This window comes from Mongoliibacter ruber, assembly GCF_003003005.1.
GTDB lineage: Bacteria > Bacteroidota > Bacteroidia > Cytophagales > Cyclobacteriaceae > Mongoliibacter > Mongoliibacter ruber.
In genome coordinates, this window is sequence record NZ_PVTR01000003.1 from 434,340 (window position 1) to 455,546 (window position 21,207).

At 39.1% G+C, this 21,207-nt stretch carries 19 protein-coding genes; 12 read left to right on the plus strand and 7 right to left on the minus strand.

Features of this window, described 5'->3' with window-relative positions; translation table 11 throughout:
• Positions 1-101: 101 nt before the first annotated feature.
• Complete coding sequence (gene recF, locus CLW00_RS07540) at positions 102-1,208, plus strand: DNA replication/repair protein RecF (protein WP_106133042.1); 1,107 nt, start codon at positions 102-104, stop codon at positions 1,206-1,208.
• Here recF and CLW00_RS07545 read toward each other — a convergent pair.
• Together CLW00_RS07545 and CLW00_RS07550 are read right to left on the minus strand one after the other, a co-directional pair.
• Positions 1,205-1,621 carry a DoxX family protein gene (locus CLW00_RS07545; RefSeq protein WP_106133043.1) on the minus strand — a complete coding sequence of 139 codons (417 nt, stop codon included), beginning with the start codon at positions 1,619-1,621 and terminating at the stop codon, positions 1,205-1,207. The two genes, recF and CLW00_RS07545, sit on opposite strands and share 4 nt — an antisense overlap.
• A 191-nt stretch (positions 1,622-1,812) precedes the next feature.
• Positions 1,813-2,718 (minus strand): nucleotidyltransferase family protein, encoded by a 906-nt coding sequence (locus CLW00_RS07550; RefSeq protein WP_106133044.1) that lies wholly within the window; start codon positions 2,716-2,718, stop codon positions 1,813-1,815.
• 316 nt (positions 2,719-3,034) lie between these two features.
• On the opposite strand from CLW00_RS07550, the gene CLW00_RS07555 reads away from it, so the two are divergent.
• Together CLW00_RS07555 and CLW00_RS07560 are read left to right on the plus strand one after the other, a co-directional pair.
• A complete protein-coding gene (locus CLW00_RS07555; protein WP_106133045.1) occupies positions 3,035-3,373 on the plus strand; it encodes a P-II family nitrogen regulator in 339 nt (112 codons plus the stop codon).
• A gap of 86 nt (positions 3,374-3,459) precedes the next feature.
• Entirely contained in the window at positions 3,460-4,692 is a 1,233-nt protein-coding gene (locus CLW00_RS07560) for an ammonium transporter (RefSeq protein WP_106133046.1), read from the plus strand.
• Positions 4,693-4,748: 56 nt separating this feature from the next.
• On the opposite strand, the gene nadC is transcribed toward CLW00_RS07560, so the two are convergent.
• Both nadC and CLW00_RS07570 read right to left on the minus strand, forming a co-directional pair.
• Positions 4,749-5,609: a carboxylating nicotinate-nucleotide diphosphorylase gene (gene nadC, locus CLW00_RS07565; protein ID WP_106133047.1), complete on the minus strand. Its 861-nt coding sequence runs from the start codon at positions 5,607-5,609 to the stop codon at positions 4,749-4,751.
• A 41-nt stretch (positions 5,610-5,650) separates the two neighbouring features.
• The gene (locus CLW00_RS07570) at positions 5,651-6,034 is read right to left on the minus strand and encodes a DUF4783 domain-containing protein (protein ID WP_245917193.1); all 384 of its coding nucleotides are present in this window, start codon (positions 6,032-6,034) and stop codon (positions 5,651-5,653) included.
• Between the two features lie 221 nt (positions 6,035-6,255).
• Here CLW00_RS07570 and gpmI point away from each other — a divergent pair, with 221 nt between their 5' ends.
• Positions 6,256-7,779, plus strand: coding sequence for a 2,3-bisphosphoglycerate-independent phosphoglycerate mutase (gene gpmI, locus CLW00_RS07575; protein ID WP_106133088.1), 1,524 nt, complete (start codon positions 6,256-6,258; stop codon positions 7,777-7,779).
• A gap of 32 nt (positions 7,780-7,811) precedes the next feature.
• Entirely contained in the window at positions 7,812-8,372 is a 561-nt protein-coding gene (locus tag CLW00_RS07580) for a hypothetical protein (RefSeq protein ID WP_106133049.1), read from the plus strand.
• A 612-nt stretch (positions 8,373-8,984) separates the two neighbouring features.
• Here the strand turns inward: CLW00_RS07580 and CLW00_RS07585 are convergent.
• From CLW00_RS07585 to CLW00_RS07595, 3 genes are all read right to left on the minus strand, one after another.
• On the minus strand, positions 8,985-10,481 hold the full coding sequence (locus CLW00_RS07585; protein WP_106133050.1) for a sodium:proton antiporter: 1,497 nt from the start codon (positions 10,479-10,481) through the stop codon (positions 8,985-8,987).
• Between the two features lie 191 nt (positions 10,482-10,672).
• Positions 10,673-11,899, minus strand: coding sequence for a Glu/Leu/Phe/Val dehydrogenase dimerization domain-containing protein (locus tag CLW00_RS07590; protein WP_106133051.1), 1,227 nt, complete (start codon positions 11,897-11,899; stop codon positions 10,673-10,675).
• 65 nt (positions 11,900-11,964) lie between these two features.
• Complete coding sequence (locus CLW00_RS07595) at positions 11,965-13,035, minus strand: anhydro-N-acetylmuramic acid kinase (RefSeq protein WP_106133052.1); 1,071 nt, start codon at positions 13,033-13,035, stop codon at positions 11,965-11,967.
• Between the two features lie 92 nt (positions 13,036-13,127).
• Between CLW00_RS07595 and CLW00_RS07600 the strand changes: the two genes are divergently transcribed.
• The 7 genes from CLW00_RS07600 to CLW00_RS07630 all read left to right on the plus strand — a co-directional run bounded on the left by CLW00_RS07600 (position 13,128) and on the right by CLW00_RS07630 (position 20,841).
• Positions 13,128-13,889: a type III pantothenate kinase gene (locus CLW00_RS07600; protein ID WP_106133053.1), complete on the plus strand. Its 762-nt coding sequence runs from the start codon at positions 13,128-13,130 to the stop codon at positions 13,887-13,889.
• On the plus strand, positions 13,873-15,156 hold the full coding sequence (gene bamG / locus CLW00_RS07605) for a BamG family beta-barrel-assembly machinery protein (protein WP_106133054.1): 1,284 nt from the start codon (positions 13,873-13,875) through the stop codon (positions 15,154-15,156). Before CLW00_RS07600 ends, bamG begins: the two co-directional genes overlap by 17 nt.
• A gap of 11 nt (positions 15,157-15,167) precedes the next feature.
• Positions 15,168-16,466: a tetratricopeptide repeat protein gene (locus tag CLW00_RS07610; protein ID WP_106133055.1), complete on the plus strand. Its 1,299-nt coding sequence runs from the start codon at positions 15,168-15,170 to the stop codon at positions 16,464-16,466.
• Positions 16,467-16,602: 136 nt separating this feature from the next.
• Positions 16,603-17,154 (plus strand): LPS export ABC transporter periplasmic protein LptC, encoded by a 552-nt coding sequence (gene lptC / locus CLW00_RS07615; RefSeq protein WP_106133056.1) that lies wholly within the window; start codon positions 16,603-16,605, stop codon positions 17,152-17,154.
• Positions 17,155-17,159: 5 nt separating this feature from the next.
• Positions 17,160-17,369 carry a hypothetical protein gene (locus tag CLW00_RS07620; RefSeq protein WP_106133057.1) on the plus strand — a complete coding sequence of 70 codons (210 nt, stop codon included), beginning with the start codon at positions 17,160-17,162 and terminating at the stop codon, positions 17,367-17,369.
• A complete protein-coding gene (locus CLW00_RS07625; RefSeq protein ID WP_106133058.1) occupies positions 17,369-18,655 on the plus strand; it encodes a hemolysin family protein in 1,287 nt (428 codons plus the stop codon). Before CLW00_RS07620 ends, CLW00_RS07625 begins: the two co-directional genes overlap by 1 nt.
• Positions 18,656-18,729: 74 nt before the next feature.
• On the plus strand, positions 18,730-20,841 hold the full coding sequence (locus tag CLW00_RS07630) for a peptidylprolyl isomerase (RefSeq protein ID WP_106133059.1): 2,112 nt from the start codon (positions 18,730-18,732) through the stop codon (positions 20,839-20,841).
• The last annotated feature ends 366 nt before the right edge of the window (positions 20,842-21,207 follow it).

Consider the following 21,207-nt stretch of genomic DNA (forward strand, 5'->3'; position numbering starts at 1 on the left):
ATTGTTATAAAATATGCTAAATTAGGCCTCAAATATAAGCAAATGGGTCGAATTTTAAGGCCGATTGCGAAAATAGTCAAAAACCCTTCAGAATACCCAACATGCACCTCAAAAATATCCGCCTTCATCAGTTTAAGAATTACAATAAGGCATCGGTCCATTTTTCTGAGGAAATAAATTGTTTTGTTGGCATCAATGGAAGTGGCAAAACTAACCTCCTCGATGCGATACATTATCTCTGCCTGACCAAAAGTGCGCTCAACCCTGTAGACAATCTCAACATTAAACATCAAAAAGATTTTTTTACGGTGTTTGGCGATTTTGACCTTCATGGGAAAGAAATTGAAATCAAGTGCATATTCGAATCGGGCAAGAAAAAACAGCTCATCCAAAATGGCAAGGCTTATGATAAAATGAGTGAGCATATCGGCTTGTTGCCTGTGGTGATGATTGCTCCTGATGACACTTCCCTGATAAAAGATGGCAGCGAAGAACGCCGGAAGTTTTTCGATAACATGCTATGTCAACTCAACCGTAAATACTTAGAAGACTTGATTCGCTACACACATTTCCTGAAACAAAGAAATGCTCTGATCAAGCAATTTGCTGAAAAAGGCCGCTGGAACGCCGAATTGATAGAACCCTATACAAGGGAAATCATGCAGCTTTCAAAAAGCATTGCACGCATGCGTCATGATTTTCTTAAAGAATATGAACCACTTTTGATTGAATACTACAAAACCATTTCCGGTGATCAGGAAAAAATCAGCATACAATATGAAACTCAATGCCTTGAAGATGGATTTGAATCCACATTTAAGGCAAACGAGCAAAAAGACTTCATACTTAGACGAAGCACAATGGGAATTCATAAAGATGATTTCGTCTTTCAAATTTCCGAATACCCGATCAAAAAATTCGGTTCTCAAGGACAGCAAAAATCCTTTGTCATTGCCTTGAAACTAGCTCAGTTCATGGTTTTTTTCAAGCATCTCAACACCAAACCAATTTTGCTTTTGGATGATATTTTTGACAAACTTGATGACAACCGGATCGAAAGGTTGATGAAATTGGTGGCAGACCACGAATTTGGACAACTATTTATCTCAGATGCGCGCCCTGAAAGATCCCAAGGGATCCTGGCTTCAATGGATGCTGATTGTAGGTTTTTCTTAATAGAAGAGGGAGAAGTTACTGACTGGAGTTAATAATTCCTTCCCTTTTTGATTTGAGCATCTACAGAATATCTACCTGGCCCCAAAAACAACAGCACAATAAAAATCAGCAAAAACAACAAACTTTTCTCTTTTGTCGCAAACGGATCATCAGCATGTGCAATAAATGCGGCTACAGCCATTGTGATAATCATTGGAACAAGTGACAATCTTGTCAAAAACCCCAAAGCCAAAAGTATTGCACAAAAGAACTCTGCAAAAATAGCCAACTGCAAAGATACCGCAGGACCAAGCCCTATCGGATCTCTAAAGGTGGTCAGGTTATTACTGAAATTCGCAATTTTTGCCCATCCATGGGTCAACATCATCAATGCAGCACCGATACGCAATAAAGCCAAACCTATTCCAGGAAGAAATTGGGAAGTAGAAAAAAAGAGTCTTTTCATGATAGGAAGTTAGATAATGAGTAGTTTATTGATGCTAATGTTTGATAAAATTAATTAAATCGTTTTTAGATAAAAAATTAAATTCATTGCAAATTGACACTTACTCAACCATTGACCAGTCATAAAGTAAAAAATCCCTAAATAATAAAGAGAAGGGGCTATCGATAAAAAGACAGCCCCTTCTTCTTTTCTTACATCCAAAGATTCTCAGGATACTCACCTGTTTCATGCAACTTTTTCAAGGAATCGATCACTACAGGTTTGTCCTCTGTGTATGTGACTCCAAACCATGTTTTACCACCTTCCAAAATCTCAAACGCGGCTTTACCCTCCTGAATCAGATTATTGGCAACACTTGGAATGTAAAATTCCGATTTGAGGTTTTCCTGATTGGCTGGCAGAAACTCATCCCACATTCTTTGGATATCTCCAAAAACAGCGTGGTGGAATCCCCAAAAATTCATTGAAACAGGAGTACCCTCTTTTACTTCAAAGACTTCTCCCTCTCCTTTAGAGATTATTTTTCCATTCTCTCTGGCTATTGAGGTCCTTTCTACCATACCTACAAGCTGATTGGCCTCATTCATATCACATACACCTCTCGATACAGTCCCATTTGCAGAAAGTACATGTTCAATTGCATAACCTACCATAGCATGTAAATTAGGCTGCACACCATTACTTAAGAATTTACCCAATACTTCAAATGCTTCTTTTCCATAAAAATCATCTGCATTGATAACTGCAAAGGGTTCTGCAATAGCATCCTTGGCGCAGAGAACTGCATGAGCTGTGCCATATGGTTTAACACGAGCAGGGTTTTGATAGGCCTCAGGCACAAAGCTTTTGATGGACTGAAGCACAAAATCAACTTCGATCTTCCCTTCTACCTTGGGTAGTATCAAATCTTTTGCGTCTTGAAGGATTTCTTCTCTTACGATCAAAACTACCTTCCCAAATCCTGCCCTTATGGCATCATAAATGGAATATTCCAAAATTGTCTCGCCATTGGGACCAAAGCCATCAATCTGCTTATTTCCTCCATACCTGCTGCCCATTCCGGCTGCTAATACTAAAAGTGTTGGTTTGTTATTCATCTTCAAGTTTAATGTTTTAATGTCTCAAATTTAGGTCTTTCCCTTTTGATACAAAGAAAGCAAAGACATTAATTTGATTTTTAATTACTCAGCCACTAAAACTTACCTAAAAGCAAACTAAGCTTATTTTTTAAGGCAATTTCTATCAATTTATACCATAATGAAATTTTATTGGCTCCAAAAAGACCCTTATTGAGCAAATATTTACATTTTTTTACCCAAACTCGTTATTTTTTAAACTGTAATTACTTTTTTTTCAAAATTTGCTTTAGATTAGCGCAAAAAACCTATTAAACCATTCATATCATTGACTAAAATGAAAAAAATCGAAGCAATTATTAGAACATCAAAATTTGAGGAGATTCATGAATGTCTGCTTTCATTAGGTGTGAAATTCCTAACCACTTACGAAGTGAAGGGAATGGGAAGGGAGCCTGCAAAATCTCAAACCTACAGGGGTGTCGCTTATGAACCTGCTTACATTCCCAGAACAAAAATCGAAGTAGTCGTGCCTGATGCCTTGGTAGACGGAGTGGTCAAATGCATTCTGGACAATGGCAGGACAAGCCATGTAGGAGACGGTAAAATCTTCATTTACGAAGCACTTGATGCTTACAGGATAAGAAACAGTGACAAGGGAGAAGACGCATTATAAGTTTCTTTTAACACCTCTATCAAGAATTAATTTGTATTAGTCTACCAAAAATCCATTTCTCAAAGAATTCTAACCTATTCAAACCTATGAATCAAGAAATATTTACCATCAACAACCTCTGGGTGCTGGTAGCGACCATATTGGTGTTTATCATGCACCTTGGGTTCGCAGCATTGGAGGCCGGGCTTACAAGAGCCAAGAATACTGTCAATATTTTATTTAAAAACACAATCATTCCTGCCATAGGTCTTTTAACATATGCTTTTGTAGGATTTAACTTGATGTATCCTGGTGATGCATTTGTAGGGAGTTTCTTCGGGCTTTCCGGCATAGGATTAAGTTTGCCGGAGGGATGGGACACTTCCACTTACAACGAAGGCTTTACTTTTTATACGGACTTTATTTTCCAGGCCATGTTTGCCGCTACAGCGGCTACCATAGTATCGGGAGCAGTAGCCGAAAGAATCAAGCTTGGTCCATTTATTTTCTTTTCCATATTATATGTGGGCATCTGTTACCCAATAGTCGGTATGTGGAAATGGGGAGGCGGATTCCTTGACAGCTTGGAAACTCCTTTTTATGACTTTGCCGGTTCCACTATAGTGCATTCTGTAGGTGGCTGGGGAGCTTTGGTAGGAGCATTTCTGTTAGGTCCTAGACTTGGCAAATATACAGAAAAAGGCATGAAAGCTATTCCTGGGCACAGTATTCCAATGGCTACCATCGGTGTCTTTCTATTGTGGTTTGGCTGGTTTGGTTTCAATGGAGGCTCGGTATTATCCGCGGATCCAGGTGATGTTTCCAGGGTATTCGTCACTACTGCCCTTGCCGGTGCAGCAGGTGCATTTGGGGCTTTATTTGCTTCTTCTTGGAAGTTCAAAACCTATGACATCACCATGGTGCTCAATGGTATACTTGCAGGACTAGTAGGAATCACAGCTGGCGCCGACCTTATGGGTCCAGGTGAAGCTGCTATTATCGGATTTATAGGAGGAATTATTGTTGTGTTTGGTGTGATCTTATTTGACAAAATCAGGATTGATGATCCAGTAGGAGCTATTTCCGTTCACTTATTAGGTGGTATCTGGGGAACATTGGCCGTAGGTCTTTTTGGTGATCTGGCTAGTATGAGTCAAGTACTTTCTCAGTTATTGGGGATTGCTGTAGTTGGCGCATTTTGCTTTGCAACCAGCTGGTTGATTTTCTTCAGTATGAAAAGGAGTATTGGTATCAGAGTTGATGAGCGTGAGGAGTTGGAGGGGCTTGACATCAATGAACATAGTATGCACGCATATCCTGATTTTGCATCAAAAGACTGACAATAAAAATATGATTGATAAAAGCCCTGTTTGAATCTACAAACAGGGCTTTATTTTTAGAAAGCTTTTAAGCTAATATCAAGACTTTTAACCTGATGGGTCAGGGCACCTACCGAAATATAGTCTACACCACACTCTGCAACCTCCTTTAAATTATATTCTGTAATTCCCCCTGAGGCTTCCAAAGGATAGAGGCCATTAACCATCTCAACCGCTTTTCTCATGGTATCATAGTCCATATTATCCAGCATGATAAAATCTACACCCCCATTATCAAGCACTTGTTGTACTTCGTCTAAGTTTCTGGTCTCTATTTCTATTTTTAGGTCCAGCTTATTTTCTTTTAAAAATTTTCTGGTATTGTTAATGGCATTTGCAATACCTCCTGAAAAATCCACGTGGTTATCTTTCAACATTACCATATCATAAAGGGCAAAACGGTGATTCAAACCTCCACCTAACACGACTGCCCATTTTTCCATCATCCTAAAGTTGGGAGTGGTTTTTCTGGTATCCATCAATTTGGCTTTGGTGTGGGCTATCAGTTGACTCAATCTCCGGGTTTTTGTAGCTATCCCACTCATGCGTTGCATGCAATTGAGTACCAGCCTTTCTGTGCTGAGGATCGAGATGGCAGAACCTTCGACAGTCAGGCCAATATCACCTTCACTGACTTCTACACCATCCTCAAGCAGGATATTTACTTTAAGTGCTGGATCATAATTTTCGAAAATCATTTTCGCCAATTCCAGACCGGCAATTACACCTGATTCCTTGATCAAAAGTTTGGCCTGACCGACTTGGTCCTGTGGGATTGATCCAAGGCTAGAATAGTCTCCAGGACCAACATCTTCCAAGATGGCTAGTTTTATAAAATCATTTACAGATTTTGTACTGAGGTAGGGTATATTTTTCACTCAGTAAAATTAAAAAAATATTCACAGCTTCTAAGATTTACTTACACCTTGACGATGTCCAGACTGTAAATCCGGATATTGGTTTCATCCTTTTTACCTCTTATGAAAACCCTGAATTCCGAACTATCAGAACTGTAAGTGCCTATATAATTGATGATTTGGTCTGAGCCATTTCCTTTGTGTACTATGGAAAAATCATTGGGAGGGAATTTTTTAAAAAAATCCCTCATTACCAATTCAGCCTGACTTTTAGAGTAATCTCCTTGATTTCCTGAAATGTTGATATCGATTCCTTGATCAAAAAATTTTGCAAGATCCTTACTTGACCCATACTTGAACGTAGACGCAATGTCATCTATATTGTCCGTGGAATGATATTCCAAACCCGCAACAGCAAGGGTACATATCATTATTAATGCAGACAATATCGAAATCACTTTTTTCACAAGTTGCTGGAAAAACAAATATTAAGCCAGAAATGCTATAAATGTAGTTTTAACCCAAAACTGCACCGAATGGTAAATAAAGTGACCGAAATATATATTAGCCTCAGAATTTAAGTCGTCCATATTTTGTGCACTTGACAAAGAATAAGCATTTTTACGGCTGATTAAATTTAATTTTTACACTCAGCATGATTGGAGAGATGAAAAAGAAAGTAATTCTAATGATTTTGGATGGATGGGGTATTGCGACAAACCCGACTGTTTCGGCTATTGACAAGGCGCAAACTCCATTTATTGATAGCCTTTATCATAAATACCCGCATTCTAGATTGGACGCTTCCGGTCTTGCGGTTGGCCTTCCTGAAGGACAGATGGGCAATTCAGAAGTTGGCCACATGAACATTGGAGCGGGTAGAGTAGTATATCAAGACCTTGTGAAGGTAAATAAGGCCGTTATTGACGGCGAACTCAATACACACCCAGTTCTGATGAATGCTTTCGAATACGCAAAGACTTCAGGCAAAAAGGTTCATTTCATAGGTCTTGTTTCAGACGGTGGAGTTCATGCACATATAGGTCATTTAAAGGGACTTTGCGATGCTGCAAAAGCCAATGGTATCACAGAAGCCTTCATCCATGCATTTACGGACGGAAGAGATACAGACCCTAAAGGCGGTGTCCTTTACTTGAAAGACTTGAACGAGCATCTCAAAACCTCAGTAGGAAAAATTGCATCTGTAGTGGGACGCTACTACGCAATGGACAGAGACAAAAGATGGGAAAGAGTGAAGCTCGCCTACGATGCAATGGTAAAAGGAGAAGGAGAGAAATCAAAGGACATCATTGCCTCTATTACTAAATCATACTCCAATGACGTCACAGACGAATTCATAAGACCCATCATACAAATGAATGAGGACAATAGTCCCATGGCCGTGATTGAGGAAGGAGATGTCGTAATTAATTTCAATTTCCGTACAGATAGGGGCCGAGAGATTACTGAAGTCCTGACCCAATCAGATTTTGTGGATTACCACATGAAAAAGCTAAAACTTCATTATGTGACTTTTACAGCTTATGATGAGACTTTCAGTGATGTGAAGGTGCTTTTTGAAAAAGACAACCTAAACAATACCATTGGAGAAGTGCTGGAAAGGAACAATAAGAAGCAGATCAGAATAGCAGAAACAGAAAAATATCCTCACGTAACTTTTTTCTTTTCGGGAGGAAGAGAAAGGGAGTTTGAAGGCGAAAGCAGGATCCTCTGCCCTTCTCCCAAAGTGGCTACTTATGACTTAAAGCCAGAGATGAGTGCTTTTGAAATTTCCTCTAAAATAAATGTGGAATTGAAAAAGAAGGAAGTGGACTTTGTATGTCTAAATTTTGCCAATGCAGATATGGTGGGGCATACAGGTGTGTTTGATGCTGCCGTCAAAGCTTGCGAAGCCGTAGATAAATGTGCTCAGCAGGTGATCGAACAAGCGCTTGAAAGCGGTTACACTACCATAGTAATTGCAGACCATGGCAATAGCGACATGATGATCAATGAGGATGGCACGCCAAACACTGCTCATACTACCAACCTTGTTCCTATGATCATGGTAGACGGCACTGATGTATTGCATGTCAAAGACGGTAAACTGGGAGATTTGGCACCAACAATCCTAAAATTGATGGGCATAGAAATTCCAAGTGAAATGACAGGTGAAGTTCTCCTTAAATAATTAAAATCAAACCATTACTATCTTCATTCAATATGAAATTGAAATATTTAAAATGCAGTATTATCCTGCCTTTCTTGTTGTGGGGCTGTTCGAATATTTCAGATGAAGGCCTAAACAATCAGCCTGCATATTTTCCTATTCAGGAATTTGTAGAGGTAGTGGCAGAAAAAGCTGAAGGCAAAAACCTCATCAAAGAAGTAAATATCAATGGTGAAAAAGAGCGCGTCACGACAAAACCTACGACCGAAGACTGGCTAAAAGAGTTAAGCTTCTTTCTTGAAGCAGATATCAACAGACCTGCATTGGCTCAGTCCTATCATTCGGAAAGAAGTGAGTCAGCTCTCATTCATGAATTGAAAGAAGGTGAAAAAGGGAAGATCAAAAGAATAGTGGTGAAATTCAATGAAGACAAAGTCAAAGAAATAAGTTTTCGCTCTAGAACTGAAAACCCATTTTACTCTTCAGAAACAAGAGGGGTAATGATTTTCCACTCTGAATATGGAGAGCTAGACCAATTTTCTATAGAAAATACCCAAGAGGTTGTTTTTTCTAAACCCAACAAATTGATCATTTCTGCCTCTGTCTTTGAATAAATTGGCCGATACATCAATGATTTAGGTGCAGTAAATAAAATCTTTTGGTGCTTCATATTTTACATTTGATTCCCCAGCAGCCATTCTACACTTTTTGGAAGGCTTCTGGGGAATATTTTTGTGAAGGCCCATCTGAGAGCGTCATGCCGAAAATACAAACTTCACGCTGATCTCTATCTCCTGAGAAAAGCTGCCCCGATGTTTCAAGGTGGGCTACAAGTCTAAAGTATAAGTTTTTTCCCTGCATCTAGAAAGAAGTAGCATTTGATGTCATTCTCATTACTTTGCATTTTCTGATTCTTAAAAATATAAGAATGATGAGGGGTAAAAATTCATTGCCACTTTAATTTCCAATTAAGCCTAAATGATGATCTGCAATCATGCCGCTAATCAATTTAACAATGGTTTTTCAGCAGACAGATACTAATGAAGAACTGGACTCTGGAAGGCGAGCCAGAACCATCAAGGACAAGTTTTTTTTCTGATAACAGTACGAAATCACAGGTTAATTTAATTGTATAGTTTTTGCCGATATGAAAGCGGATATACATAAAAAAGAGGCCCTAATTTAGAGCCTCAAATGTTTTTCACCAATAAGATGTAGGTGCTATTCTACACGAATGCGAAGAATATTAGCCACGTAATGATCAAAACAGGCAACAGTATAGGGATAGAGAACCTGATGACATATCCAAAGAAAGAAGGCATCTTGATACCGCTTTGCTCAGCAATAGATTTCACCATAAAATTAGGACCATTACCGATATAAGTCATCGCACCAAAGAATACAGCTGCTATTGAAATAGCCATCAATTCAAAGGCAGAATCATCATAATTATTCAAAGCAAAATCTCTAACATTTTCAATATTACTGATTTCCGCCCCTTGTGAAGCCATTGCAGCTGCAAGGAAGTTAAGGTAAGTAGGAGCATTGTCTAAGAATCCTGAAAGGATACCTGTACCCCAATATAAAGTGTTATGGGTTATCAATTCTGCCCCTTCAGGTGATTTGGCAAAGTTGCCAACCAGCTCCAAAGCTGGCATCATGGTACCGAATATACCAATGAAAATAAATGCTACTTCACGAATCGGTTCAAAGTTAAATTCATTGCCTTTGATGGCTTTTTGGTCTGCAAACCTGTAACTAAAATACGCCACAGAAAGCATGATGATCTCTCTAAGGAAAGAAAACTTCTGTCCGTCATACCTGATTGCAGGAACCCAATCAATCACATTGGGATCTAAGAAAACAGAAAGAATAACAATAAGTAACCAAAGGAAATTTCTGGAGCCAATTAACTCAAACTTGTTGGTATAATTTGTTTCTTCCAGCTCTTCTTCTTTTGCACGACCGTATTTTCTATCAATAAAGAAGAATATCACAGCCAAAATCACCAAGGCAATGACCCAGGCAGGCCAGTTGAATTCTAATGTCCAGAAAAACGGTACACCTTTCAGGAAGCCAAGAAATAGAGGAGGATCCCCAATAGGGGTCAATGAACCACCAATATTACTTACCATAAAGATGAAGAATATGATGTGATAAGGCTGAATATTCCCCTTATTAAGTCTTATAAATGGTCTGATAAGCAGCATTGAGGCGCCAGTGGTTCCGATAAGATTGGATATCACTGCACCGATCAGAAGAATGGTAACATTGGCCATTGGAGTGGCTTTCTTATCAATTTCAATCAAAATCCCACCTGAAGCAATATACAGAGAGGCCAACAAGGCAATAAACTGCACATATTCTGCTAAAGCATGTACAGGGCCATGAACGTTATGAAGTATAAAGAGGTAATAGGATATCACTATGATGGCAAGCCCCACGGCAATTTTGGGATAGTTATGATGCCAAAAATGCTCGTAAAACAGAGGGCCTGTAGCGATCATAAGCAAGAGGGCCACAAAAGGAATAACCAACCATAAGGGAGCTATACCATGTTCATGCCCATCTTGTATATGAGCTGCAACACTGGTAATCTTATCACTTTGTGCAGTGGTATCAACTTGCTCTGTCTGGTTATCAGCTTGTGCTCTGGCTTCGGAGACATTTACCATAAAGGTCAGTCCTAAAAACAATGCAAAAACAGCGATTAAATTCTTCATTTAGCTAAAATTAAACTAATTCTTCAACAGGTTTGGAGGTAAAAAACTCATAATATAAGCCTCAGAAAGGTACATATTTGAAGTTTTTTTTGCTAAACTACTTATTTTGAATGAAAACAACCATATAAAATAATCACGCCGAGACGAATTGTTTTATAACATTTCACCCCGGCTGATGATTGGTTTTATTCTTATACAAGTTGTTTCAATGCCAACTCCAATGATGTTTGTGCAATTTTTGTCTTTTCTTGGCTTTTGGCAAAGGATTTCTTTAACGCTTTTGAAATTGTCTTGCTCACATCTTTGAAAATAGCGTCATCAGTGACTTCCGCATTGCCTGACATCAAATATGCAAAAACTCTGGCCATTCCACAATTGGCTATAAAATCTGGTAATACAGCTACATTGTCGTCAACCCAAACACCGGTTGGTCCTAGAAATATCTCCGGATCGGCAAATGGAACATTAGCTCCACAGGAGATAACTTCCAAGCCTGATCTTACCATTTTTTCAGCTTGTTCTTTGGTGATAAGTCTTGAAGATGCCGCCGGAATGAAAATCTCGCTTTTCAGATCCCAAACTCTCTGATTCATTTCATCGAAAGGAATTAAATTATCGGCTACAAGTTTATTACCATCTCTTTTTACAAAGAGCTCCCTTATTTGATCCAAAGAAAAACCATCTTCCTTAATCAGTCCACCTTCCCTATCAATAATTCCTACGATTTTCACTCCTTCCACAGCTAAGAAACAAGCTGCTGCCGCACCTACATTGCCCCATCCTTGAATGACAGCTCTTTTACCTTTTAGATTACCTCCCCATATTTTGTAAAAATGCCTCACTGCCTCTGCAACTCCAAAACCAGTAATCATGTCAGCCACTGTATATTTTTTCACGCCATTAGGAGTATACTGCGGATCTTCCAATACTTTGGAGACACCTTGTCTAAGTTGTCCGATTTTACGGATTTTTTGTGGTTCTGTAGCGTGAAAATGCCCGTTTACTATCCCTTCCTGTGGATGCCAAAGGCCATATGTCTCAGTAATCGGGATTACTTCATGGATTTCGTCTACGTTCAAGTCTCCACCTGTTCCATAGTAATTTTTGAGCAAAGGCATCACAGCCTTGTACCAGCGTTTCAATACTTCTTCCTTTCTAGGGTCATTTGGATCAAAATTAATCCCTGATTTAGCACCGCCTATGGCAGGACCAGAAACCGTAAATTTGACTTCCATAGTTTTCGCCAAGGATTCAACCTCTCTTTTGTCTAAGCCTTTGCGCATACGGGTGCCTCCACCTGCAGCTCCGCCTCTTAGGGAATTGATCACAACCCAACCTTCGGCTTCAGTCTCATGGTCACTCCATTCAAAAACTATTTCCGGTTGTTTGTTTTCAAACTTTTTCAATAATTCTTTCATAAAACATATTTGGGTTTAGTACTGGCAAAAATATGAAAATAAAAGACTCCAGAAAGAACCGACTGTCATAGTCCGTACGCAGTCCCTCCGCAATTGTCTCTTTTTGCACCTGTCACCGAGGAAAGGCAATTATTTTCTCCTCTCATGCGCAACACCCCTAAAAACCCAAAAATCAAGGCTTCTTTGAAATTTACAATGCTTTCATCAACCTTTTCTATTTCAAAATATTGCTCAATAGAAGACCCTAATCTTTCTATAAAAAATTTATTGAAAGCTCCTCCTCCAGTTATCAAAATGGATTTTTTACGTGATTTAGAAGATGAAAGGACGGCCATGATTTGTACCACATAATGCTCAACTAAAGTCCTCATAATATCTTCGGGGGCGTTTTCTTTACTCCTCTCCAGTAGTTCAAAGTACACATCCAGGTCCTCCCTCCCTAATGATTTGGCTCCCTGTTTTTGATAATAGGAAAGTCTATTCAATTGGTCAAGCACATTTTCTAATACCTTGCCTTTTTTGGCGATAAGACCATCCTCATCATATGGCTTTCCGAAAGCTCCAGCGTATCGGTTCAACAACAAATTAAATGGGCATATGTCAAAAGCCAACCTTTGGTCTCCCTTTTCCATGCTGATATTGGCAATTCCTCCAAGATTAATGCAGTAATCCATCTCTCCAAAAAGCAGCTGATCACCAATCGGCACCAAGGGGGCACCTTGTCCACCCAACTGTACGTCCAACATCCTGAAGTCATTGATTACAGGAAGTGCAGCAGCCTGATGCATTGCCCATCCATTTCCAATTTGAAGACTAAGTCCATTTTGTGGTTGGTGAAACACAGTGTGTCCATGTGAACAAACCGCATCAACTTCAATTGCTAGTTTATCCACCACTTTTCTGACTTCTTCTCCCATCCATTTACCAAACGACACATCCAAAAGCGCCAAAGACAGGCTGTCTAGTTCATGGGAATATTGTAAGTCCTTTCCCATTTTTTCGGGAAAAGGTACCGTTTCACCGTGGATGATTTCAAAACTCCAATTGGCTCGTTTTTCAAAAGTACAATAGGCAATATCCAATCCATCACCGGAAGTACCTGACATAAGACCTATGACATTGTAGGAATCTTTCATTGATTTGGGTTAAATTTTGTTAAATACACAACTCTAAAGTTAAATTTAATTTAAGCAAAAATCACAGATGGTTAAAATCTGTATTTTCGCTCATGACAAAAAACCATTTGTCTAACAACACATATAATTTGAGTAATCTAGTCGTAGATATAGGCAATACCAGAATCAAAACTGCGGTTTTTGATAATGATGTCTTAATTAATGAAACTCCATTTGAGGATATCAAAGATTTTCTCAAATACAGTAAAGAATTACATTTCAGAAATGCAATTATCAGCTCGGTGAAGTATTCTGAAATTGAACTTCAAGAGTTGCTAGAATTTGATTTTCTTTATTTGAATAAAAGCACACCAATTCCTATAACCAATATGTATAAGACCCCTGAGACACTAGGGGTTGATAGAAAAGCGGCGGTAATTGGTGCAAGAGCTACTATAGGCAATGGCGCGATCTTGACAGTTGATATGGGTAGTTGTATAACCTATGAAATATTGGACGCAGAGAACAGGTACCTTGGAGGAGCTATTTCTCCTGGGTTGAAAATGAGGTTCAGAGCAATGCATGAGCAAACGGCAAGGTTGCCAATGGCTGCATTAGAGGGTGCAACTACTCCGGAACTCACCGGAAACACTACTATTTCATGCATGCAAAGTGGTGTTTATCATGGCATTCTTCACGAAATTGAAGGATATATTCAAGCATACAGTGCCAAGTATGATGATTTGAAGGTCATTATTTGTGGCGGCGATTCAAAAGTTTTTGAAAGCTTAACAAAAGACCACATATTTGTAATCCAAAATTTAGTCCTTTATGGCCTAAACAGAATTCTAAGCTACAATGTCAATCTCCACTAGGATAAAATTATTGAGCGCGTTTTGCTCATTTTTCATATTTTCAGAAGTTTACTCCCAATCAAGTGCCTCTACATACAGTGCTTTAGGTATTGGTGATTTCAACAACTCCGGTCTGACCACCAACCAAGGTATGGGAGGATTGGGTATCAGTTTTGGTACGGGATGGTCTGTCAACTATATGAATCCGGCCCTTTCTACCCGAAACACGATTTTCAATTTTCAGGCAGCCTTCAATTATGAGCGCATTAACGTAAATTCAGGCGAAATCTCTGAATTGGCTGATGGTGGAGGCCTTTCCTATGTATTGATGTCATTACCTATCAATTCAGGTAAATCATCAATCGGCATGGGGATCAATCAGCTTACCAGTGTAAATTACAACTTGCTGGTTTCCGGGCAAGTTGCAGGTACTGACTTCAACTCTCTCAATAGAATTGATGGTGTAGGGGGGATTTCCGAAGCATACCTTTCTACAGGTTTTATAGTTGCAAAAAACCTAAGTTTAGGGGTTCACGGTTCTTATCTTTTTGGATCTACCATCAGAACCAATCAACTTACGCTTTTGGACGAAACAGGAGCACCTATAGGAATTTCTTCAGAATTATACCAAAGATTCAGTGTGAGTGACTTTGCTATTAAAGGTGGAGCACATTATTTTTTCCGTGCAGGAAGTAAGCACAATGTTCATATCGGTGCCATTTATCAGGCATTTGGAAATATTAATGGAAAAGAATTTGCTAAGACAGGCAATTTTGGAGAAGCTAGCAGACCCGATTCAGATGGAGAAGTCATAAGTGACAACATTCCAGGGAGTGTTTATGTGCCTAATAATATAGGTTTTGGGATATCTTTCGAAAAAATTAATAAATTTGTAATTGGCCTTGAAGGTCAATACCAACAATTGAGCGGATTCCGGTCCTTTGATGGCAATACAGGTGAGTTGGGAGATTCCTTCAAGGTGGCATTAGGTGGTCAAATTACTCCGGATTTTGGAGCTGTCGATAATTTGCTCAAAAGAACTACTTACAGATTTGGGCTGGAATATCAGCAAACTCCTTACGTGCTGTCAAGTATCCAAGTGCAGGATGTTGGCATTAATTTTGGAGGATCGGTTCCTATAAACAGTTTATCTTTGACAAACTTCGCCATCAAACTTGGAACCCGCGGCACCACTGAAAATGGATTGATAAGAGAAAATTATGTAAACTTTAGTTTAGGGTTTTCTCTCAATGATAACACATGGTTTTACAAACGAGTATTTGAATAAATTCAACGAACATGAAAGTTAAAAGTGTATTAGCCGGGTTACTAACCATAGTTACGGTGGGATTTGCCCAGGCCCAAGAATGGAACTGGCCTTCTGATCCAGCAGAAGAGGCAAAAGCAAGAGAGCTTAATGCTGCTTATACAGATTATATGAAGTCTGAGCAGTTTGTGGAAGCTACAAAAGGATTGCATTGGCTGTTGACCAATGTACCTGACCTAAACGAGTCCATTTACATCAATGGTGTGACCATTTACAATGGAGCAGCTAATATTACTACAGATGCTGCACAAAAAAGGGTCTATCAAGATTCTGTCATGACTGTCTATGATCTTCGAAAAGAAAATTATGACAACGAAGCAAGGTGGATTGAAAACAAAGCTTATTACGGTTACCAGTACTACAGAGATGACAAAACCAAATTGGCTGATGCAGTTGGCGTATATGATAGGGCATTTGAAGTAAATGGAACTATCAACCCAGCTTACACAGCAGCTTACTTTGATTTGGTAAGAAGGCACTACTTGTTGAACAAAGCTTATTCTGATGTTGAAGTACTTGGTATTCACGACAAAATATCTCAGTTGTTGGACGAAGCCGAAGCACAGGGAGTGGATGTATCTACCCCTAAATCAAATGTGGAAGCACTTCTAGTAGCAATGGAACTAATCAACTGTGACTTTATAGATAACACCTTAGGTCCAAGACTTGAAAAAGACCCTTCAAACCTATTGTTGGCTCAGCAGATCTTTAAATATTCAGTACAATACAAATGTCTAGGTTCTCCAACTTTCCTGGCTGCCTTGGAGATGATCGATAATGACAACCCAACATTCTCTACCTCTCAGGTGAGAGCAATGAGATACATGCAGAATAGAGAATATGAGAAAGCTCAACCAGTATTGGAAAAAGCTTTGACACTTGCAGAGAATGACAAGCAAAAGGCAGAAGTTCATTTCGACCTTGCTAAAGTTCACGCTCAAGCCGGAAGAAAATCAGCTGCAAGATCTTCAGCTCAGGAAGCTGCGAAACTTGACTCAGAAAGGGTATCTGACGTTTACACAATGATTGGCCAATTGTATATGGGTTCATTCAATGACTGTAAAGGTGGAGAAAGTAGAGCAAAAGATTACTCTGTTTACATCGCCGCTTACAATGCTTTCCAGAGAGCAGGAAACAATGAAGGAATGAGAGATGCAAAAGCAAGATTCCCTTCCAAAGAGGAGTTGTTTACAGAAGGACTTCAAGTAGGTTCTACTTTAAGCACAGGATGCTGGGTAGGTGAGACTGTTACGCTTGCCACAAGAGATTAACAAAATATAAAAAGCAATACCTAAAGGCAGTCTATATGGCTGCCTTTTTTTGCATCTATACCCAAAGATTTCCCGTAAACGATCGGGAGAATTAACAAAATCATGTATTTATCAATCTTTTGATATCTTTGCGCCAATGTTAGCAATTGAAAGGTTATTTCTTCCCCTTATTTTTGGGTTTGTTATCTTGACCTTCTCTTCCTGTGAAGAAGAAGTGGACAGTAGTCTACTTGAGCCCTATTTGGGTCCAGTCAGTGAAGCTATAGACGTTCAATTATACCACAGTGATTCCGCTTTGGTGAGAACACATTTAGTTGCAAAAAGGCAGATTGAATTTGGAAACGGAGATCAGGAGTTCCCAGAAGGTATTGACATCACTTTCTTTGATGAAGATGGAGAAATCACTACCACTATGCGGGCTGATAGGGGGTATTATACCAACAAGGACAACTTATATAGGGGAGAAGGGGATGTCCGCGTGCACAACCTTGAAAAAGAACAAAAACTCTCTTCCGAGGAATTGTTTTGGGATCCCAATGCCAAAAAAATATACACAGAAAAGTTTGTGACCATTCAGGAAAGAGAAACTCTCTTTAACGGAACCGGGATGGAGGCAGATGAGAGTTTCAATGAATATAAATTATTTAAAGTTACCAATAGCCGTACAATACTTCCCGGCGAGAATTGATTTTGATGAAAATAAGTAACATTTCTATACTTTCTTTAGCAGCTGCCACTGTAATTATCGGTACCCACCAGATGATTACTGTAGGGCTCTTCGCATCTTACCCGATTTTCATGCTTTCTGTGGCATTGCTGTTTTGGTACAAATACAGAGCAAATAAGGCTAAAGAGAATCAACCAGAGAGTAAACAAAAATCAAATAGCAAGAAGAAAAGATAATGGAAAGCCAATACCTCATTTACGTATTGATTACTTTGACGTTTTCCGCATTCTTTTCCGGAATTGAAATCGCATTTATTTCTGCCAATAAGCTGCAAATTGAATTGCAAAACAAGCAAGGATTGATTTCTGGTAAGATACTGTCTAATTTTATGCAGAAGCCGGGACAGTTTATCGGAACGACTTTAATCGGTAATACCCTGGCTCTCGTCCTTTATGGTATTTTTATGGCTTATCTCTTAGATCCTTGGATCAAAGACATGCTACCGGATGATTTCGAAAATCCTGCAGCTGTTTTGTTTATACAGACCATCATTTCCACTATCATCGTTTTAGTGACAGCAGAGTTTTTGCCTAAAAGCATTTTTATCCTCAACCCAAATAGGATGCTGTCTGCATTGTCCTTCCCTTTTCAGGCCATTTACATCATCATGTACCCCATTGTATGGTTTGTAGTGGGTTTATCACGCTTTTTCATCACCAAAGTACTCAGGTTGGATTACAATGAAGACAAGCCTGTTTTCAAAGTAACAGACTTAAACAGCTTCATCCAAAACAATTTGCAACATATGGATGAAGACTCTAAAGTAGAAATCGACCATAAGATTTTTGACAATGCAGTCGAATTCAAAACTATCAAAGTCCGTGAATGTATGGTTCCAAGGACAGATATTGTAGCGGTAGATATAGAAGAAGACATTGACGAACTCAAAAAAGCTTTTGCAGAAAGCGGGCATTCAAAAATTATAGTTTATAAAGAATCTATTGATGATGTCATAGGATATTGTCATCAATTAGAGCTTTTCAAAAAGCCTAAAACAATAGCAGACATACTTACCAATATTATAATTGTACCAGAATCAGGACTAGCCAATGAGCTTTTGATTCAATTTATAAAAGAAAGAAAAAGCTTGGCCCTAGTGGTGGATGAATTTGGCGGTACCAGTGGTATCGTCAGCATGGAAGATATCATTGAAGAGATTTTCGGAGAAATTCAGGATGAATATGACAATGATGATCTAGTGGAGCAGAAAATCTCCGATATAGAGTACCTGATGAGTGCAAGACACGAAATTGACTACTTAAACGAAAAATATGGATGGGACTTGCCTTATGGTGAATTTGAAACCCTGGCAGGATTTATCCTGTCATTGACAGAAGATATCCCACAAAAAGGACAATCCATAACATACGAATCCTTTACATTTACCATTGCTTCCAAGCAAGATCACAGAATAGAAACACTTAAAATTAAAATCAATCCCAACCTTAAATCCAATAAGTAATTTATTGACAGTGATATTATTTTGAATTTAGCACTAGATGTAATTATTTTGCGGCACTTCAAAAAACCAGTAGAATGGCATTAATTAAAAAAATCAGACAGAAAACAGGTCTTGCAATCGGCGTAATAGCAGTGGGCTTGATCTTCTTCCTTGTAGGAGGAGATATCTTAAGTCCAAACTCAACCCTTTTGGGCGGAGCTTCAAACAAGGTAGGTGAGATTGCAGGTGAAAGTATTTCTTATGAGGAATACGTCCGCAAAATAGAAGAAATCAAATTCCAGTTTCAGCAAAACACTGGAAGGACTCCTTCTGAAAATGAAATGAACAGTATCAGAGAGCAAGCTTGGCAGGCTCTCATAGTGGACAAAGTCTTTGATTCTCAATTTGAGGAGCTTGGTTTGACCGTATCTGACGCCGAATTGGTGGACATGGTGCAGGGCAAAAACATCATTGCTGAATTGAGGCAACAATTGACCAACCCACAGACTGGAGAATTTGACAGAAATCAACTTGTAGCTTTCCTTCAGTCATTGGAAGATGCTGCTCCAGAGCAGAGGGCATTCTGGGCACAGCAAGAACAGCTTTTTGCAGATGCAAGACTAAGGGTGAAATATGACAACCTTTTGTCTACTTCAGAATATGCTACAAAAGCAGAAGGCAGAATGGAACACAAAATGTCCAACACTATTGCTGATGTGGATCATTTGTTCATTCCTTTTTATGCTATTCCAGACACAGCGGTTAGTGTTTCTGATAGTGAGTTGAAAGATTACATCAGTAAAAACAAGGAAAAATTCAAAGTTTCCAATGCCGCAGATTTGGCATACGTAAGTTTTGCAATCAATCCTAGCAGCGAAGATTCTGCCGCAGTTATTTCTGAAATGAGAGAATTGACTCAAGCGCTCAGAAATGCAGAAAATGACTCTGTATTTGCCATCAGAAATTCTGAAGCTCAGAGACCATTCCAGACAATACTGCCTGGAGATGCACTTCCTACATCTTTGACATCGAATGTAGATAACATCGAAGCTGGTGAAGTATATGGACCTTTTTTAACCTCAAGGTCTACTTATGTGACATACAAAATCACATCTCAGTTTGACGGAACACCCAGGATGCGTGCAGCGCATATTCTCTTTGGTACTCAAGGCCTAAGTGAAGATGCCAAAGCTGAGGTCAAGCAGAATGCAGAAAGCGTATTGAAAGAAATCCAAGAAGGGTTGAATTTCGCCACTGCAGCTGCTCAATATGGTCAGGACGGAACCGCACAGAGAGGTGGAGACCTTGGATGGTTTGCCAAAGAAGACTTTGTAGATGAATTTGCAGACGTATCTTTTGCGCAAAGAAATACAGGCTTGATCAATAGATTGGTAGAAACGGAATATGGTTACCATATCATTAGTGTGACTGATCTACCTAAAAGTGAAACATACAAAATTGCAACGGTAGAAAGAGAGTTGATAGCAAGTGATGCTACAAGAAATGATGCTTACAGAAAAGCTGATTTCTTTGCAGCCAATGCCGGAAACGCCAATGAATTCAATGCTAACGCTGAGAAAGAAGGAATTAGAGTGATTCAGGCCAACAATGTAGATGCATTCTCTAGAAACCTGAATAACTTGACCAACGCAAGAGAAGTCATCAGATGGGCTTTCAATGACGCTTCAGAAGGTAGTGTATCCGGAGTATTTGAATTAGACAATGCTTATATAGTGGCTACCTTGAAAACCAGATATGAAGAAGGTACTGCAACATTGGATCAGGTAAGACCACAAGTCTTGATTCAGGTACGAAATGAGAAAAAAGCCAAAATGATCAAGGACAAAATTGCAGGAAAGTCCAGCTTGGAAGAAATGAAAAATGTCTTCCCTGATGATGCTTCTTTGGACAATACTCCTGATCTCAAGCTTTCAGCTTCCGTATTGCCAGGTGTTGGATTTGCTCCGGCTGCCATAGGTGCTGCTTTCGGATTGAAAGAAAGTGGACAGATCAGTAAGCCTGTACAGGAGGACGTCGGCATCATCGTACTTAAGCTCAATTCACTGACTCCAGCTACTGAAGTGGGTGATTATAGCAGCTTCCAAAGACAGTTAACACTTAATTCGTCTCAAAGAACTGCATACATGATCATGATGGCTTTAGAAGATCTGGCTAACGTGAAAGATTATAGATATAAATTCTTTTAAATCATATTGATTTAAAACCAAACCCGTGGATGTATTCACGGGTTTTTTTTTGATCTTTTTTTCTTAAGAATAAATGATTATCAGTTCGTCACTTCCTATTGTATGGTTTGTTGTCAAAAACATATAATCAACAAATAGGATTACAGCCACCGGGTTGCAGCTTGGAGACGGCGGGCATTTCGAAGCAACTAACTATGAATCTAAGATTAAGATAAATACGGGAATTAAACCTTCCATATGCAAATATCCGCCCCATGTTTCTTAGGTGCTGTTATATGCGGTTCTTCCTTTTGCCCAAATTGATCGTCAAAGTTTTATATTCAATTCAAGCCTGCCCCCAAATCCAAGTTCAACAATTTTTTGTAA